Source organism: Flavobacterium chilense (genome assembly GCF_001602525.1).
Classification (GTDB): Bacteria; Bacteroidota; Bacteroidia; order Flavobacteriales; family Flavobacteriaceae; genus Flavobacterium; species Flavobacterium chilense.
In genome coordinates this window covers 280,993-298,354 of sequence record NZ_LSYT01000006.1, presented here as the reverse complement: position 1 = coordinate 298,354, position 17,362 = coordinate 280,993, and the positions used below count along the sequence as shown (strand labels likewise).

Annotated in this window: 15 protein-coding genes; 6 read left to right on the top strand and 9 right to left on the bottom strand. The window is 34.2% G+C overall.

Annotation, left to right across the window (positions count from 1 at the left end; translation table 11 throughout):
• Positions 1–13: 13 nt before the first annotated feature.
• Together A4F88_RS15180 and A4F88_RS15175 are read left to right on the top strand one after the other, a co-directional pair.
• Positions 14–910, top strand: a complete 897-nt coding sequence (locus A4F88_RS15180) for a DUF4349 domain-containing protein (RefSeq protein WP_068843491.1) — start codon at positions 14–16, stop codon at positions 908–910.
• 210 nt (positions 911–1,120) lie between these two features.
• Positions 1,121–1,495, top strand: a complete 375-nt coding sequence (locus tag A4F88_RS15175; protein WP_068843490.1) for a DoxX family membrane protein — start codon at positions 1,121–1,123, stop codon at positions 1,493–1,495.
• 89 nt (positions 1,496–1,584) lie between these two features.
• On the opposite strand, the gene A4F88_RS15170 is transcribed toward A4F88_RS15175, so the two are convergent.
• From A4F88_RS15170 to A4F88_RS15145, 6 genes are all read right to left on the bottom strand, one after another.
• Positions 1,585–2,127 (bottom strand): lipocalin family protein, encoded by a 543-nt coding sequence (locus tag A4F88_RS15170; protein WP_068843489.1) that lies wholly within the window; start codon positions 2,125–2,127, stop codon positions 1,585–1,587.
• A gap of 717 nt (positions 2,128–2,844) precedes the next feature.
• Positions 2,845–4,248, bottom strand: a complete 1,404-nt coding sequence (gene lpdA / locus A4F88_RS15165; protein ID WP_068843488.1) for a dihydrolipoyl dehydrogenase — start codon at positions 4,246–4,248, stop codon at positions 2,845–2,847.
• Positions 4,249–4,437: 189 nt separating this feature from the next.
• Positions 4,438–4,809, bottom strand: a complete 372-nt coding sequence (locus tag A4F88_RS15160) for a hypothetical protein (RefSeq protein WP_068843694.1) — start codon at positions 4,807–4,809, stop codon at positions 4,438–4,440.
• 45 nt (positions 4,810–4,854) lie between these two features.
• A complete protein-coding gene (locus A4F88_RS15155) occupies positions 4,855–5,124 on the bottom strand; it encodes a type II toxin-antitoxin system RelE/ParE family toxin (protein WP_245179134.1) in 270 nt (89 codons plus the stop codon).
• 10 nt (positions 5,125–5,134) lie between these two features.
• Positions 5,135–5,380, bottom strand: coding sequence for a hypothetical protein (locus A4F88_RS15150; protein WP_068843486.1), 246 nt, complete (start codon positions 5,378–5,380; stop codon positions 5,135–5,137).
• A 142-nt stretch (positions 5,381–5,522) separates the two neighbouring features.
• Positions 5,523–5,981, bottom strand: coding sequence for an Lrp/AsnC family transcriptional regulator (locus A4F88_RS15145; RefSeq protein WP_068843485.1), 459 nt, complete (start codon positions 5,979–5,981; stop codon positions 5,523–5,525).
• Positions 5,982–6,354: 373 nt separating this feature from the next.
• Between A4F88_RS15145 and A4F88_RS15140 the strand changes: the two genes are divergently transcribed.
• Positions 6,355–7,557, top strand: coding sequence for an aminotransferase class I/II-fold pyridoxal phosphate-dependent enzyme (locus A4F88_RS15140; RefSeq protein ID WP_068843484.1), 1,203 nt, complete (start codon positions 6,355–6,357; stop codon positions 7,555–7,557).
• 224 nt (positions 7,558–7,781) lie between these two features.
• On the opposite strand, the gene A4F88_RS15135 is transcribed toward A4F88_RS15140, so the two are convergent.
• Entirely contained in the window at positions 7,782–9,716 is a 1,935-nt protein-coding gene (locus A4F88_RS15135; RefSeq protein ID WP_068843483.1) for an amino acid permease, read from the bottom strand.
• 487 nt (positions 9,717–10,203) lie between these two features.
• On the opposite strand from A4F88_RS15135, the gene A4F88_RS15130 reads away from it, so the two are divergent.
• Entirely contained in the window at positions 10,204–12,363 is a 2,160-nt protein-coding gene (locus A4F88_RS15130) for a S9 family peptidase (RefSeq protein WP_068843482.1), read from the top strand.
• 204 nt (positions 12,364–12,567) lie between these two features.
• Here A4F88_RS15130 and A4F88_RS15125 read toward each other — a convergent pair whose 3' ends face one another.
• The gene (locus A4F88_RS15125; protein WP_068843481.1) at positions 12,568–15,474 is read right to left on the bottom strand and encodes an FAD-binding and (Fe-S)-binding domain-containing protein; all 2,907 of its coding nucleotides are present in this window, start codon (positions 15,472–15,474) and stop codon (positions 12,568–12,570) included.
• Between the two features lie 139 nt (positions 15,475–15,613).
• Between A4F88_RS15125 and A4F88_RS15120 the strand changes: the two genes are divergently transcribed.
• Entirely contained in the window at positions 15,614–16,162 is a 549-nt protein-coding gene (locus tag A4F88_RS15120) for a hypothetical protein (RefSeq protein ID WP_068843480.1), read from the top strand.
• A 392-nt stretch (positions 16,163–16,554) separates the two neighbouring features.
• Positions 16,555–16,788 (top strand): hypothetical protein, encoded by a 234-nt coding sequence (locus tag A4F88_RS15115; RefSeq protein ID WP_068843479.1) that lies wholly within the window; start codon positions 16,555–16,557, stop codon positions 16,786–16,788.
• A gap of 229 nt (positions 16,789–17,017) precedes the next feature.
• Here A4F88_RS15115 and A4F88_RS15110 read toward each other — a convergent pair whose 3' ends face one another.
• Positions 17,018–17,329, bottom strand: coding sequence for a hypothetical protein (locus A4F88_RS15110; protein WP_068843478.1), 312 nt, complete (start codon positions 17,327–17,329; stop codon positions 17,018–17,020).
• Between the last annotated feature and the right edge of the window lie 33 nt (positions 17,330–17,362).

Genomic DNA, 17,362 nt, shown 5'->3' with positions numbered 1-17,362 from the left:
TTTTATAACCTTTATGAAAACAATTGCAAAATTAGGATTGACTTCTGTGGTAATCATCGCATTACTATTTTCCTGCAAAAAAGCAGATTCTACTTCGACAGCAGATATCGCAGATTACAAAATGACAGCTGACAGTACTGCTGTTTCATCATCGGCAGCAGTGGTCGATAAAAACAGTAAACAGAAATTTATTCGAACTGCTGATATTAAATTTAAGGTCAAAAATGTCGTCAAGTCTACTTATGCAATTGAAAATGCTACTCAAAAGTTTGGAGGTTTTGTTACATATACCAATTTACAAAGCAATATTCACGATCAGATAAAAACCAAAATCAGTCAGGACAGCACACTTGAAACTACAAAATATACAGTCGAAAACAACATTACTATCAGAGTACCTAACACTCAACTTGATACTGTGATTAAAACTATTGCCAAACAAATTGATTTTCTTGATTTCAGGGTAATTAAAGCCGATGACGTTTCGCTGAAAATGTTAGCCAATCAGCTTTCACAAAAAAGAAGTTCTGTAACCGAAAAAAGAGTAGAAAAAGCTATTGATACTAAGGGTAAAAAAATCAATGATGTTATTGAGGCAGAAAATACGCTTGCCAATCAAAAAGAAGCAAATGACAATCATACTATTGATAATTTGTCCTTGCAGGATCAGGTAAATTTTAGCACTATTACTTTGCAACTGTACCAAAATGAAACGATCAGACAGGAAATCATGGCAAGCGAAAAAGACAGCAATGCTTATAAGCCGAATTTGGGGCTTCAAATTCTGGATTCTCTAAAAAGTGGCTGGTATATTCTGGAAGGAATCTTTGTATTTCTAATCAATCTTTGGCCTTTTATTCTGATTGGTTTTGGTGGATTTTTTCTTTATAAAAAATACATTAAGAAATAGGAAAAGTGTTAATAAAGCAGCAATTTCATAAGAAAAAATTCGTTATATTTGATATAGCATTGTATTAATCCCAAAATAGGATTAATTAGATTGTAAAATCCTCAATAGAAAGCTTCAAAATTCAATACCATTTTAATTGAGGATTCAGATTATATCGTTTTTCCAAAAAAATAATTATACTTTTTTAACCTATTTAAAATCCTAAGTATTATGAAAATTGCTACGATTATTGTCCGAGTTTTAATTGGCCTTTTACTGCTTTTTGCCTCTATTAGTTATTTTTTTCACCTGGCACCTGAACCAGAAACAACAGGAAATTTCAAGGCTTTTAATGTTGGTTTAATGGCTTCGACGTATATAATGCCTTTAGCAAAATCAATAGAATTACTTTGCGGAATTGCTTTTGTAACAGGTCGATATGTAACACTGGCTAATATTTTGATCTTACCTATTACGGTAAACATTTTGTTTATCAATTATTTTTTAGCTCCTCAAGGTTTGCCAATTGCAGCATTACTATTTCTGGGCAATTTATTCTTGATTTACAGATATTGGGATAATTATAAAAGTGTTTTTACCAGATAATTTATTTTCACACCAAAATAGACAAACCCGATACTCATAAAAAGTATCGGGTTTGCTTTTTAATAAAAATTTCAACCTTAAAATCTTTACTAATTTACTTTATCGTGTTTTACCCAAACCAGATCTGAGACTTCATATCCAATTTCTCTGGCTTTAATGAGGAAATTTGCTTTTATACTTTCGGGAATTGTAGTTTCTCTGGAAAGTATCCACATGTATTTTAAGCTTTCGCCGGCGACAAGTGCATATTTGTAATTATCTTCGACAGCAATTACATTATATCCGGCATAAAAAGGTCCAAAAAAGGACACTTTTAGCATTCCGATATTGTCGGCTTTGACAAATTTAGCTTTTCCAATACTTTCCTTCCACTTGTCTTTTTTAGTATCGTAGCCTTTATTATCTACTTTTATGCTTCCGTCATCATTTGCAGTATATTCGGCTGTGACATTGTTTAAACCTTTTTCATATTTAAAATCCAATCTGGCAATTTCATACCATTTTCCTAAATATTTTGCTTTGTCGAAATTAGTGACAGCAACTGCTTTTTTAGGAATCGTTGAACCGCAGGAATAAAGCGCAAGTGCTACTCCTGCTCCAACTAAAACCGGAGCTATATATTTACTTTTCATAATAGTATCTTTTGTGTATGTAAAGATATTATGAGATCATGAGAACTATTTTACAGAATTATTATTTGATTTTATATTTTCTAACGATTAAAAATTTTATCAAAATTGCCTTTATACAAAATTTACCTTACCTATAAAAAGCTTCGGAGAAGCAAAATATCTATAGCATAATTTATAGCATAATTTATTGCATAATTTATTGCATAATTTATTGCATAATTTATTGCAGTCGACGTAAAGCTCCGGAACGACATGTTTATAATCGATATATTTCGCTCCGCTGGAGCTTAGAATCTTTGCGGCAATACTTTGCTATAAATATTTCGCTCCGCTGGAGCTTAGAATCTTTGTGGTAATTCTTTGCTATAAATATTTTGCTCCGCTAGAGCTTGGAATCTTTGCGGTAATTCTTTGTTATAAATATTTTGCTCCTCTGGAGCTTTTAGATTTTAATAATTTATCTAATGAACAAATATTTTTATCAACTATAAATATGTAGTCCCTATGGGACAAAGAAGGTGTTGAATTCTATTTTTTCTGCCAATATATAATCTCAGAAGGATAAATATCGTTAGATAAAATTTGCACTTATCCAACTCTGTTAGGAACTAAATGTTAGTAGAAATGAAAATAAAAATGTCCCATAGGACGCCATAAAAAAACACCAATCCTGAAATCTCAGGATTGGTGTTTTTTAAAATATGCTTTACGTAAATTTTATACGTGTATTGCTCTGTTTTCAGTAGCTGCTAATGCTGCTTCTTTTACCGCTTCCGCGAAAGTTGGGTGCGCGTGGCTCATTCTTGAAATATCTTCAGCAGACGCTTTGAATTCCATTGCAGTAACCGCTTCAGCAATTAAATCTGCTGTACGTGCCCCAATCATGTGAACTCCTAAAACTTCGTCTGTTTTTTCATCAGCAAGGATTTTCACAAATCCATCTAAGTCAGCACTTGCTCTTGCACGTCCTAACGCTTTGAATGGGAAACTTCCAGATTTGTATTTCACACCTGCAGCTTTCAATTGCTCTTCCGTTTGTCCAACTGCGGCAACTTCTGGCCAAGTGTAAACTACACCAGGAATTAAATTATAATCGATATGTGGTTTTTGACCAGCTAAAATTTCAGCAACCATTGTTCCTTCTTCTTCCGCTTTGTGTGCTAACATTGCTCCACGAACAACATCACCAATAGCGTAGATATTTGGAACATTAGTTTGTAAATGGTCGTTTACTTCAACTTGTCCTCTGTCTGAGATTTTTACTCCGGCTTTGTCAGCGTTTAATCCGTCTGTGTAAGGACGACGACCAACAGAAACTAATGAATAATCTCCTTCAAGAGTGATTGTTTCTCCTTTTGCATTTTCAGCCTGAACCACTACAGCATCGCCGTTTCTTTCTACTGATTTTACTTTGTGAGAAACGTAGAATTTCATTCCTTGTTTTTTCAATACTTTAGTTAACTCTTTAGAAAGAGAACCGTCCATTCCAGGAATGATTCTGTCCATGAATTCTACTACAGAAACCTGAGCCCCTAAACGAAGGTAAACTTGTCCAAGTTCGATTCCGATAACTCCTCCACCAATAATTACTAAATGTTTTGGTACTTCTTTTAAAGCTAAAGCTTCAGTAGAAGTGATGATTCTTTCTTTATCAATTTTGATGAACGGCAAAGAGGATGGTTTTGATCCTGTAGCAATTACAGTATATTTTGCTTCGATAGTTTCTGATGTTCCGTCAGCTTTTGCAACTGCAATGTGCGTTGCGTCTACAAAAGAACCTAAACCATTGAAAACAGTAATTTTATTTTTATCCATTAAGTAGTTGATTCCACCTACGGTTTGATCTACAACGGCTTGTTTGCGCGCGATCATTTTCTCTAAATTGATTTTTACATCGCCAGAAACTTCGATTCCGTGGTCTGCAAAATGAGCAATTTCAGCATAATGATGAGAAGAAGATAATAATGCTTTTGAAGGAATACAACCTACGTTAAGGCAAGTTCCGCCTAATGAATTATATTTTTCTACAATTGCAGTTTTAAAACCTAATTGTGCGCAACGAATTGCTGATACATATCCTCCAGGACCTGAACCTATAATGACTACGTCAAATGAACTCATAGTTTGTCTATTTTATTTTTAGCGATACAAAATTAAGGAATAAAGTTTTGTTTAAAGTTTAATTTTCAATGTTTTTTATGGGAAATTTTGGAGGAAGGTTTTCTCCCACGAAGGCTCTAAGACACAAAGTTTTTTTGTTTTTTTCAATCTCGCAAAGACGCAGAGTCGCAAAGTTTTTTATTTACTTTCTTATTGCAGACTTTCTTGAATACCTCGAAATCCGTTCATTAAATACTGAGCCGATTTAATCATTTCATATAGCTTAGTAATTGACCAAACAAGTTCATCCTGATTACACCAATATTTTTCGATTTCTCCAAATATTTTATATGTAGAAATATTAAAGCCTTCCTCAATATCATTATACCATATTACTTGAGAACCACAAATAGCGACAACCCAGAACCCTCCTCCCATTTCTCCGAATTCTTTTTCTTTCCATTTTATTGGATAGATTTTAGTTAAATTCCAGAAATTCTTCAATTCTTCGCTCAAATCTTTTTCTGTTTTTAAAATCTCTATATAAAGTTCATCTAAAGATATTGGTTCCCATTCCTGCATGACCATTTTTACATTAAAAATTATAATAAATATTGCGAATTAAAATCAAGGTTTCTTTTTAGGATTTCTTGAAGTATGAAATACTGAATAAATAATTATTTCATTTCCGATAATCTCATAAATGATAACAAATGGAAATTTAACCAAAGTCATTTCTCTATAACCCGGTTGTCTTTTAATTTCAAATAATTCGGGATTTGTTTTTAAAACTTTGAGATAAGATCTTAAATAAGTTAGAAATTGTTTTCCCAAACCTGTACTTCTGCTTTCGTAAAATTCAATAGATTCTTCAATTTCTTTTTCTGCTAATGGCAAAATTTTAATTTTAAAAACCATACTTAGCATTCAAGCGTTGTTCCGTTTCTTCCCACGAACTTGCCTGTATTTCTCCAGACAGATATTTTTCTCTTTCTTCCGCAACTAAATTATAATGCGAATCAGGAACAATTGAATCTTTTTCGTCATGATTTATAGCATCAAAAACACTTTCCAAAATCTCTAATTTTGAATCATCTTCAATGAATCTGCCAAAATCTTTTATAAGCTTACGTCTTAATTCTTTCGTTTCCATTTTGCTTTTATTTAAACTCAAATTTAAGATTTATAATGATTCAATTATGTTAAAACTTTTTACCACAATCCCGATGGCTATCGGGACTAAGCCTCAAAGAAAAAAACCTTTGAACCTTTGCCTCTCTGCTCCTTTGAACCTTTTAAAAAGAAATCACCGTTGAGTTCTTCACTTCACTAATCATAAACATACTTTGTGTACTTCCAATGTGTTGCAACGAAGTTAATTTGGTTACTAAAAATTCCCGGTACGCTTCCATATCTTTTACTAATACTTTCAAAATATAATCATAATCGCCGCTTACGTGATGGCATTCCAGAACTTCGTTTAGTTTGATGACTTCGCTTTCGAATTTGGTCAGGAATTCTTTAGTGTGCTGAATGAGTTTTAAATGGCAAAAAACTACGAATCCTTTGTCGATTTTGGATTTATCGACTAGAGCTACATAGTTTTTGATGATTCCTTCGCGCTCTAACTTTTTGATGCGTTCGTAAACCGCTGTTACCGAAAGATTGAGTTTTAAAGACAATTCTTTGGTTGTTTTTTTACTATCGGTTTGCAGTAAAACCAGGAGTTTTTTATCGGTGTCGTCTAAGGTCATATTTAGTTGATGGTTTATGGTTGATAGTTGGTCGCTTTTTGAAGAGAAAGAAAATCTACTTAATTATGATTTAAAGATCAAATTTAGATTAAAAATCATAATAAATACATTTTTATAGTTTTAAAATCTAATTATAACTTTTTCAGTTGATTTTTTTTCTAAATAGATCTTATTTTGAATAGAATTTATTTTGAAAATGAGTCCCCTAGCCCTGATAGAAGCGGCATCCTTTTGTGGCGGGGTTCGCCACAAAAGATATAGCGGATAGCAGGAAATAGCTCCTAATCCTTCGACTTCATTCAGGATAGCAATTTCAATGACAATTTCAATAGCAATGACAAACGATAAACAATAAACAACAAACCATAAACATATGAAAGACTTTAACCCAGCAGATAAAATTCAGGATTTGCAGTACTTTGGTGAATTTGGCGGTGTGAATCCGTCGATTTCTGATTCTTCGACTTATACTTTTCTTTCGGCTAAAACGATGTTTGATACTTTTGAAGGAAATATGGAAGGCTGTTATTTATATTCTCGTCATTCGTCGCCAAGTAATTTATATCTGGATCAGGCTTTGGCAGCGATGGAAGGAACGGAGACAGCAAATGTTTCAGCTTCGGGAATGGGAGCGATTACGCCTACTCTTTTGCAATTGTGCGGTGCGGGCGATCACATTGTTTCGAGCCGAACTATTTATGGAGGAACTTATGCTTTCTTAAAAAACTTTACACCAAGATTTGGGATTGAAACGAGCTTTGTTGATATTACAAAATTGGATGTTGTTGAAGCTGCAATTACAGAAAAAACGAAAGTTTTATACTGTGAAACAGTTAGTAATCCTTTATTAGAAGTGGCTGATATTGCCGGTTTAGCTCAAATTGCTAAAAAACACAATTTGAAACTGGTTGTTGATAATACGTTTTCACCATTATCTGTTTCGCCTGCAAAATTAGGTGCTGATATCGTGATTCACAGTTTGACGAAATATATTAACGGAAGCAGTGATACGGTTGGCGGTGTAACTTGTGCATCAAAAGAGTTTATCAATTCGCTGAAAAATGTAAATACTGGCGCCAGTATGCTTTTAGGGCCTACAATGGATAGTTTGCGATCTGCAAGTGTGATGAAAAATCTGCGTACGCTTCATATCCGTATTAAACAACACAGTCATAACGCTCATGTTCTTGCTGATAAATTTGAAAAAGACGGTTTAAAAACGGTTTATCCGGGATTAAAAAGTCATCCGAGTCATGAATTGTACAAAACGATGATTAATCCGGAATATGGTTTTGGAGGTATGATGACAATTGATGTGGGTTCTTTGGCAAAAGCCAATGAATTAATGGAGTTAATGCAGGCGAGAAATTTAGGTTATCTGGCAGTAAGTTTAGGTTTTTACAAAACGTTGTTCAGCGCACCTGGAACTTCGACTTCGAGCGAGATTCCGTTAGAAGAGCAACATGAAATGGGACTAACTGATGGTTTGATCCGATTCTCTATTGGTTTGGATAACGATATTGACCGTACTTACGAAATGATGAAAGCCTGTATGATTGAGCTTGGCGTTTTATAATTTTTAGCCTGTAGCTTTTACAGAATTAAACAGGTTTTTTGGAGATTTTTTGCCACGAATTCACGAATTTTTAAAACAATTAATTCATGAATTTGTGGCAATTTTTATTAAAGACAATAATGCCTAATCTGCGTAAAAAATACTTTTAATCTGTGAAATATAACAAATAAAAAAAGCCGTTCTGATCGATTTTCATAACGGCTTTTGTATTATAAACGCTTACCTTATATTTTCTCAACAAAGTTTAGCTTACTGTTTTTTCTACTATAAGTAAAGTAAATCAACAATCCGATTAGTAACCAGATGGTAAAATAAATCCAGTTCCATACGCTTAATTCGGCCATCATGTATAAACAACATATTAGTCCTAAAAGCGGAATTAAAGACAAGTTTCTTCTAAATGCCCAAACGGCTAATCCAACTAAAACGAATAAGAAAATCCACATTGGGATTTTGTGTTTGAATAAGCTAAAACCGGATTCGTATTTATCTGAATCGCTGATTGGCAATCCTTTTACTACTTCGGCATATTTTGTTTCATTATCCTGGTATTGTCCTAATAAATGTTCTAAATCTGAGGTTTCGGCAGTTTTGTTGTGAATATCGATACTTTTTAGATAGTTGAATACCTGTTCAGATTCAGATTTATCTAAAGAAGTTACAATTGAAGTTGCATCGTAAATTTGCGGTTCATTGTTTATAAAAGCCATTGTAGCTTTATTATTGAACGTAAAAGCGTAGTACAATCCGGCAATCATTAAAACCGGAAGAATGAATTTTGAATTGATATAAGGTGTTTTGAATTTTCCTCTTGGAATATCAGGCTTATTTTGTAAAACCAAAACTCCGGCACAAACTAAAACAAATGCAAACAGAGTTCCAATACTGCATAAATCTGTTACCATTGTTAAATTTAAAAACAAAGCCGGAACCGCTACTACAAAACCGGTTACAATGGTAGCAAACGATGGTGTTTTGAATTTTGGATGAACGGTAGAAAATTTCTTTGGCAATAAACCATCACGGCTCATACTCATCCAGATACGAGGCTGTCCCATCTGAAAAACCAATAATACACTTGCCATTGCTACTACTGCACTGACTGCAATAATCCCTGACATCCATTTTAGGTGTAATTTATCGAAAACAAACGCCAGAGGATCTCCAACATTTAATTCGTTATAGCGCACCATTCCGGTTAAGACCAAGGCAATGGCGATATATAAAAGGGTACAAATAATAATGGCCCACATCATTCCGCGTGGTAAATCACGTTGTGGGTTTTTACATTCTTCGGCAGTGGTCGAAATAGCATCAAAACCAATATAAGCAAAGAAAACTGCGGATACTCCTTTTAAAACTCCACTTACTCCATTTGGTGCAAATGGGTTCCAATTATTAACATCTACATAAAAAACTCCAACTGCAATAACCAAAAGAACAATACAAAGTTTTACCACCACCATTAAATTACTGGCGTTACGGGATTCTTTCATTCCTCTGTAAACCAAGGCTGTAATTAGGATAATAATAAACAAAGCAGGTAAATCAGCCACAAAATGAAAAGAACCAATTGTAGGTGCGGTTGTCCAGGCCGTATAAGCTGATTGTAAAGCTGTACTTAAATTTTCGAATGATTTTCCGCCCTGCATTAAAGCTGTGGCATCTTTAAATCCGTTTGAAGCAGTTAGATAATCCATCTGAATCCATTGCGGGAGATGAATTCCGCCACTTTGGAGCAAACCTGTAAAATAATCACTCCAGGATATGGCAACCGTTATATTTCCTACGGCATATTCCATGATTAAAGCCCAGCCAATGATCCAGGCAATAAGCTCTCCAAAAGCAACATACGAATAGGTATATGCACTTCCTGAAACGGGAACCATCGAGGCAAATTCAGCATAAGCAAAAGCAGCAAAACTACAGGCCAAAGCTGTAAATAAAAACAAGAAAATAACAGCGGGACCACCATCTGCACTGGCTTTTCCGATGGTACTAAAAATACCGGCCCCAACAATTGCTGCAATTCCAAAAGCAGTTAAATCTCTGGTCGTTAAATGCTTTCCTAATGCATTATGACCATCTGCCTCGTTTTTTGCAACTTGTTTCAGAATATCTTCTACCGTTTTTTTTCGGAATAAACCTGATAATGCCATATTGAATTTTCTAATTTAAAATTAATTTCTTTCGGACTTTATGCTTTTATTTTGCAAATAATGCAAAAATTATCCTTATTTCAAATATATAAAACGATTTTGTTTTAACGAGACTTTTTTTTGCAGCAAAGACACTTACTCGCAAAGTTTTTTTACCTACAGATTTTAACTGTTAAATTAAAGCAGCATCCATTTTTTAATTCAACTGTATGTCTAAATTCGTCTATGAAGATTTTTTTCAATTAGGTGTAAATGATGAATTACTACTTTATAAATCAAAAAAACACCAAAACAATAATATATTAATCCAAAACAAGATAACTTAGCATTATTTAAGCGTAACATAATACAAATTACCAATATTGTCTTATAGTATTTTTATCAAAATTTTATTGCCGAAAATTTAAGACGATGATGTTGTTGGATATTTACTGAATGTCTTTAAACTTAACTCAAACACAATTATAACTTTTAAATCATACCTATAATGAAAAAACTCTTTTTACTATTATTATTTATCTGTCTGAATAGTTTGGCACAGGAAAATATTGATATTAATCAGTTAAACTGGCTGCCAAACTCCCATTCTTTTTGGGTTAATGCTCAAAACAATGTTGTCGTTTATGATGTTGACAAACTAAATCAAAAGAATACTATTCTCACGGAAGATCAATTAAAAAAAGCTGGTTTTTCCGGAGAAATAGAACAATTGGTCTGGAATGCAAACAAAACAAAGGTGTTGGTTTTTACCAATTCTAAAAAAGTCTGGAGAGCCAATACCAAAGGAGATTACTGGTATTTTGACCTAAACACCGGAAAAGGAAGACAATTAGGAACCAGCTTAGAAAAGTCATCATTGATGTTTGCTAAATTCTCTAATGATAACGAAAATGTAGCATATGTTTCTCAGCATAATATTTATCTTGAAAATCTAAACTCAGGAAAAATAACTCCTTTAACTACAGATGGAACTGATAAAATCATCAATGGTACTTTTGACTGGGTTTACGAAGAAGAACTCGCAGCACGTGACGGTTTTAGATGGAGTCCTGACGGAAAAAGTATTTCGTTCTGGCGTGTAGATGCTTCAAAAACCAAATTTCATTTGATGATAAATAATACTGATGCTCTTTATCCTTTTACTGTTCCGGTGGAATATCCTAAAGCCGGAGAAAAACCTTCATCAGTAAAAATTGGTGTAATTGATATTGCCTCTTTACAAACAAACTGGCTCAATATTCCCGGAGAACCTGACAATAATTATTTGGTTCGAATGGAATGGATTAGCAATCAAAATATCATGGTAATTCAGCTTAACAGAAATCAAAACCAAGCTTCTATCTATAACTGCGATGCAAGATCAGGAACAACCAGCTTGATCTATCAGGAAAAGTCAGATTCATGGATTGATGTATTTGATATTTCTTCGGGAGAATATGATGTTTTTCCGTGTCAATTTGTAGATAACGGAAAATCGTTTTTGTGGAGTTCTGATGCTGATGGCTGGATGCATATTTACAAGATTAGCAGCGATGGCAAAAAGAAAGAATTAATTACAACTGAAAATTTCGACGCCTATTACAAAGCTTACAATCAGGAAACTAAATCTGTTTATTATATTGCCAGTCCAAACGATGCGACACAGCGTTATTTGTACGAAACAAATCTAAATACCAGGAAAACAAAACGAGTTACTCCAAAAGAATTTGAAGGAACAAATGAATATAGTTTTTCTACAGATGCCAAATACGCCAAACACATCAATTCGAATATCAATCGCGACTACAACAAACGTCTGGTAGCTTTATCGGGTCATAAAAAAATATTACCTGCGGCAGCAGATTCTTTTTTGGCACCAGAACGCAATTATTCATTAGAAAAATTTAAAGTGACAACCATCGACGGAATAGAAATAGATGGAATTATGGCTAAACCTTTGAATTTTGACGCTACTAAAAAATATCCTGTGTTTTTCTATGTTTATGGAGAACCTATGGCAGCTGTAGCAAATGATGAGCCTTATTTTTATCCATTGGTAGCTTCTTTAATTCCTGAAGGATATATAGGAATTGCAATGGATAATCGCGGAACTCCGGTAATGAAAGGTACAAAATGGAGAAAATCGATTTACAAAAACATCGGAATTATCAACACTCACGATCAGGCTATGGCTGCTAAAGAAGTTTTGAAATGGAACTTTATTGATCCTGCCAGAGTTGCCATACACGGATGGAGCGGCGGTGGCGCAGTTACCTTAAATCTGATGTTTCAGTTTCCTGAAATTTACAAAACCGGGATTGCGATTGCAGCTGTAACTGATCAGCACTTTTATGACAATATTTATACTGAACGATACATGGGTTTACCAGACGAAAATGAAGCTGCTTATGCTAAAGCATCGCCGGTTACACATGCAAAAAATCTAAAGGGCAATTTATTATACATTCATGGAACGGGTGATGATAATGTGCACTATAAAAATGCCGAAGTTTTAATCAACGAATTGGTCAAATATGACAAGATGTTTGATTTAATGGTTTATCCAAATCGTTCTCATAGCATATACGAAGGAGAAGGAACCAGAAAACACCTTGCAGATACTTTTGCAAAATACATTAGAGAGCATTGTCCTCCGGGAGCCAAATAATCTAAACGTGTCATCTTTCTCAGCCTTGTTATTCTCCTGAATAATGAGGCTGAGTTTTTTTTACGGTTTACGTTGTTTGTTGATAAAGATTTAAAATGATTTTTCACGCAGATTTAAAAAGATTTAAGCTGATGTGCGCAGATTCTTTACAAACTAAATCTAAAATTAAACCTGCTTTAATCAGTAGAATCTGCGTGCTATTTCTTAACGCAAACAGCTTCTTAAAATACTCACCGGATGTTGTGCTTCTCTGCTTGTTCCGTCATAAATCTGATGACGACAGCTGGTTCCTGCTGCGGCAATTTTTACGTTTTGGGCAGTTGATCGTACTTTTGGAAACAATGTATCTTCTCCCATTTGCATGCTTACCTGATAATGTTCTTTTTCGTAACCAAAAGAACCCGCCATTCCGCAACAACCTGAATTATAAATTGTAACCGTATTATTTTTAGGCAAATTCAGCATGGCAAAAGTTGCTTCAACAGAACTCAACGATTTTTGATGACAATGTCCGTGAATTTTAATTTCTTTAATTTCTTCTGAGAATGAATCTGGTGTTATTTTTCCATTGGTGATTTCTCTTTTAAAGAATTCTTCGATTGTAAAGGCGCTTTTCGCCACTTTTTCTGCGCTTTCTTTATCATCCGCCAAGCGTAAATATTCATCTCTAAAAGTTAATATTGCCGAAGGCTCAATCCCAATTAAAGGCGTATTTGCAGAAACTAAATCTTTGAAGATGCTTATATTAATATCCGCTATTTTTTTTGCTTCTTCCAGAAAGCCTTTAGACAAATAAGTTCTTCCGCTTTCTTCGTGATTTACAATCAAAACCTCATAACCCAATTGGGTTAAGAGTTCAAAAGCATCAATCCCGATATTCACATCATAATAATTCGTGAATTCATCATTAAACAAATAGACTTTTCCGTTTGGGAAATTATTATTTTGTGGCTTATGATTTTCGTACCATTTCTTGAAAGTCCTTTTCGCCAAAAGCGGAACCTGTCTTTCCGGCGCAATGCCCATTGTCTTTTTGACAAATGATTGATTCGAAATAAAATTAGTGATCGACGGAAACAAACTTCCCATTTTATTCAGTTTTGCATTGTGAGCAAAAATCTTGTTTCGGGTCGAGAATCCGTTTGCTTTTTGGTATTGATATAAAAACTCAGCTTTTAAAGTTGCCACATCTACATTACTCGGACATTCACTTGCGCAGGCTTTACAGCTCACACACAACTCAAAAACTTCGTATAGTTCTTTCTGGTCGAATTTATTTTCTTTTTCAGAATACGTCAGATATTCACGTAATGCATTAGCTCTGGCGCGTGTAGTTTCTTTTTCATTTTTGGTCGCACGATAACTCGGACACATCGCTCCTCCAGCCGATGGTAATTTTCTACAATCTCCGGATCCGTTGCATTTTTCGGCAGCACGCAAAATTCCTAAACTGTCTGAGAAATCCTGAAACGTTTTAATATCCGGTTCTACCCTACCCGAAACCACACGATGGTTTTCATCCATCTTTAAAGCGTTTACAATCTTCCCGATATTCAAAACCGAATTCGGATCAAACGCCAACTTGATTCGTTTCAGCAATTCATAATTAGTTTCGCCAATCATAAACGGAATAAATTCTCCACGCACAATTCCGTCACCATGTTCCCCGCTTAAAGAGCCTCTGTATTTTTTAACCAAAATCGCCACATCGGTTGCTATGGTTCTAAATAATTTTAAGTCTGATGTTTTCTTCAAATTCAAAACCGGACGTAAATGCAATTCCCCCGCACCAGCATGTGCATAATAAATCGCTTCCTGTCCGTGACGCAGCATCATTGCCGAAAATTCTGCAATATAAGCTGGTAAATCGCTCAATTCTACTGCTGTATCTTCGATAGAATCGGCTGCTTTATCGTCTCCAACAATACTTCCTAAAAGCCCCAGACCGGCTTTTCTAAGTTCATTTACTTTTTCAATATCGGCTCCGTAAATCTTGACAAGAGCATAACCAAAGTTATTTTTCTCTAAATCGGCCATCAGGGCATTTGCCTGATTTTCGGCATCTTCGGCATTATTCGAAGCGACCTCAAACATCATAATCGCTTTGGGTTCACCTACCAAAAAAAATCTGTTTTTAGACTGCTCGCGATTTGTTTTTGTACAATCTAAAATCGTATCATCGATCATTTCGCAAGTGTACAAATGATGTTTCATTGCCACTACAACAGATTCCAGCGATTCCTGAATACTATGATAATGCGCCACCACCATAATGTTATGAGCAGGCGGTAAATCGTCTACTTTTAACGTAATTTCGGTTGTAAAAACCAGAGTTCCTTCGCTTCCGCAAAGTAGTTTCCCGAGGTTAATTGTGGGTTCTGTGCCGCCAAACAATTCTGATTTTAACAGAATATCAACAGCATAACCCGTATTTCGTCTGTGAATTTCCGGTTTCGGAAACTCCTTTACAATCTCTTCCTGCGTTGCTTTTACCGAAAGTTCGTCGTAAATACTTTTATATATTTTATTTTCTAAAGTATCACCTTTGGTTTTTTCGATAAATTCTGCCGAAGTCAATTCCTTAAAAACCACTTCAGTACCATCACTCAAAATCCCTTTAATTTCAACAATTTTATCGCGTGTAACGCCATACCTGATCGAAGTTGTTCCCGAAGAATTATTTCCCACCATTCCGCCAATCATACAACGGTTAGAGGTCGAAGTATTAGGACCAAAAAACACGCCATGAGGTTTCAGAAATAAATTCAGTTCATCGCGAATCACGCCTGGTTGAACCGTAACCGTTTTTTTTACCGGATCAAAATTCAGGATTTTAGTAAAGTTTTTCGAAACATCGACCACAATTCCGTCACCAACCGTTTGTCCTGCAAGAGAAGTTCCAGCTGTTCTTGGCGTAATCGAGATATGATGCTGCGCTGCAAACCGGATTAGTTTACTAATATCTTCTATTGTTTTAGGCACAGCAACCGCTTTGGGTCTGATTCTGTACACCGAAGCATCGGTCGAATAAAGCGTTTTATGAAGATCATCGTATAAAAGTGTTCCTTCTAACGATGTTGCTAATTGTTCTAACTCCTTAACTATTGACATTATTGCTTTCTTTTGAAATACAAAAATAGTTTTTTTTAGGTTCAGAGTTGCAGAGGGACAAAGGTTCAAAGGTTTTCTTTTTCGAAATTTGAGATTTGGAATTTAAAAATATATATTTGAGTTATAAACCCGTAAATCTATGAAACTGGACAGAATTTACTTTTTAGCAAATCCATACCCAGATGGATACTCTCAAAAGCATCAAATTTCTTTAAAACCCATTTCAAAGATTTTGAAGAATATTATTCTAATTTTTCTTTTATTATTTATAAGCTGTAAAGAATCTGAAAGAGAAAAAATAACTAATACTAAGGCTAATAGCAGTATTACAAAAAAAACTATTTCGAAAAAATGGTACGGAACTTATTCATTCGCACTAAATGAAGATAGTGAAGATTGGAGAGATGCACATTACCTATCTATAGTAATTAATAAAGATTCTGTACTATATTCAGCTGAAGGGTATCAATTGTATCACTCTTATAAGCTTTCTGCTATTGAAAACAACAATACTTTAAAATTAACTTTTAAGAAAAGCTATAATAATACTGATAGTTGGGCTTTAGAAAAAACTAAAGATTTTGGTGTTTTAACTCTAAAAAATAGCACCTATATCTGGAAAAGTCCATTTATTGATACCTGTTTTAACGATGCTAAAACAAAAAAATATATTTTGAAGAAAACTTAAAATGAGTTAGCACATAAAAAACCTCCTATCCTTTTTTCAGAATAAAACTAAAAAGCCTGAATTTTATTTAGAAGCTATTCCTGCTATCCGTTTCAATCTTTTGTGGTGAACCCCACCACAAAAGGATTTCCACTTCTATCAGGGCTAGGGCTTTAGGTTTCAAAAGATCATTTGTTGAAAGATCTATTTAGACATAAATCATTATATATTATTTTTCCTACTATATATCCTTTCGTTTTTGATATATTTGCAGTCCTAAACGTTAAGATTATGAACTCAGAAAAAACTTTTGCCCGTGTGGTATGGTGGCGGTATTGGAAACAACCGCAACGCTCTTAACGGCGTAGGACACCTTTAGCTACACGGGTTTTATATTTCCTAAACGTTAAGTTATGAGTACAAACACCCTTTCAAAAGAAGCCGAAATTCGGCTAATGACTTTTTTCAATCAAACCATTGAGCCAGAACGTATGGCAAAAGCCATAAGGCATATCAACTTTATCCTCGCTTTAGGAATTATGCGGGAACACGAAACTCTTAAAAACGAAATCACCAACTTAGAAAACAGCTTTTACTGGCTAAATGAATTAGCTGAGATTTTATGTCCTTATTTGGTTGTGGAGTAATTTCTAATATTTTTTTACAAAAAAACCTCGATCAAAATCGAGGTTTTTTGTTCAATTAATTTATTATGATCTGTATATCAACGCGTGTATCTTGCTTATGAACAGAAAATATGAATAAAGGAATTATAATTATCTTATTTCAAGTACCAGAGTTTATCTTTTAAGTCAGTCAAAGTTCTGGCGGGAATACCATTTAACTCTTCCATTCTAAGGCAGATTTCATCAAAATTTAGTAATGCACAATTAACGCACTATTTCCTTTCAAAGTAATAAAGAAAAAAATCAGCAACATAGCAGCAACAATAAGCGCAGCAGATTGAAAATATTTATTTAGAGTATTTGGAATCTTATAAGTAATGGTAAACAAAAACAAAATTAACCCTGCAAAAAACAAAAGAAACGTTGAAACGACCATAAAAAATCTTCCTTCACCTACAAATATCCTTTTAAGTTTTGTAATTTCTTCAATAGTGTAAAAAAGATAAAACACAAACCAAACCCAATATAAAAAATGCGACAGATAAGCTAAAGTTGATTTCATGTTTTATCTTAATTAACAGTATTCCTTAGGCAA

Excerpts from the sequence above, each read along its gene's own strand:
- A4F88_RS15110 (WP_068843478.1), bottom strand. The coding sequence starts at position 17,329 with ATGAAATCAACTTTAGCTTATCTGTCGCATTTTTTATATTGGGTTTGG.
- A4F88_RS15115 (WP_068843479.1), top strand. The coding sequence starts at position 16,555 with ATGAGTACAAACACCCTTTCAAAAGAAGCCGAAATTCGGCTAATGACT.
- A4F88_RS15145 (WP_068843485.1), bottom strand. The coding sequence starts at position 5,981 with ATGACCTTAGACGACACCGATAAAAAACTCCTGGTTTTACTGCAAACC.
- A4F88_RS15150 (WP_068843486.1), bottom strand. The coding sequence starts at position 5,380 with ATGGAAACGAAAGAATTAAGACGTAAGCTTATAAAAGATTTTGGCAGA.
- A4F88_RS15120 (WP_068843480.1), top strand. The coding sequence starts at position 15,614 with ATGAAACTGGACAGAATTTACTTTTTAGCAAATCCATACCCAGATGGA.
- A4F88_RS15135 (WP_068843483.1), bottom strand. The coding sequence starts at position 9,716 with ATGGCATTATCAGGTTTATTCCGAAAAAAAACGGTAGAAGATATTCTG.
- lpdA (WP_068843488.1), bottom strand. The coding sequence starts at position 4,248 with ATGAGTTCATTTGACGTAGTCATTATAGGTTCAGGTCCTGGAGGATAT.
- A4F88_RS15125 (WP_068843481.1), bottom strand. The coding sequence starts at position 15,474 with ATGTCAATAGTTAAGGAGTTAGAACAATTAGCAACATCGTTAGAAGGA.
- A4F88_RS15170 (WP_068843489.1), bottom strand. The coding sequence starts at position 2,127 with ATGAAAAGTAAATATATAGCTCCGGTTTTAGTTGGAGCAGGAGTAGCA.
- A4F88_RS15180 (WP_068843491.1), top strand. The coding sequence starts at position 14 with ATGAAAACAATTGCAAAATTAGGATTGACTTCTGTGGTAATCATCGCA.
- A4F88_RS15175 (WP_068843490.1), top strand. The coding sequence starts at position 1,121 with ATGAAAATTGCTACGATTATTGTCCGAGTTTTAATTGGCCTTTTACTG.
- A4F88_RS15160 (WP_068843694.1), bottom strand. The coding sequence starts at position 4,809 with ATGCAGGAATGGGAACCAATATCTTTAGATGAACTTTATATAGAGATT.
- A4F88_RS15140 (WP_068843484.1), top strand. The coding sequence starts at position 6,355 with ATGAAAGACTTTAACCCAGCAGATAAAATTCAGGATTTGCAGTACTTT.
- A4F88_RS15130 (WP_068843482.1), top strand. The coding sequence starts at position 10,204 with ATGAAAAAACTCTTTTTACTATTATTATTTATCTGTCTGAATAGTTTG.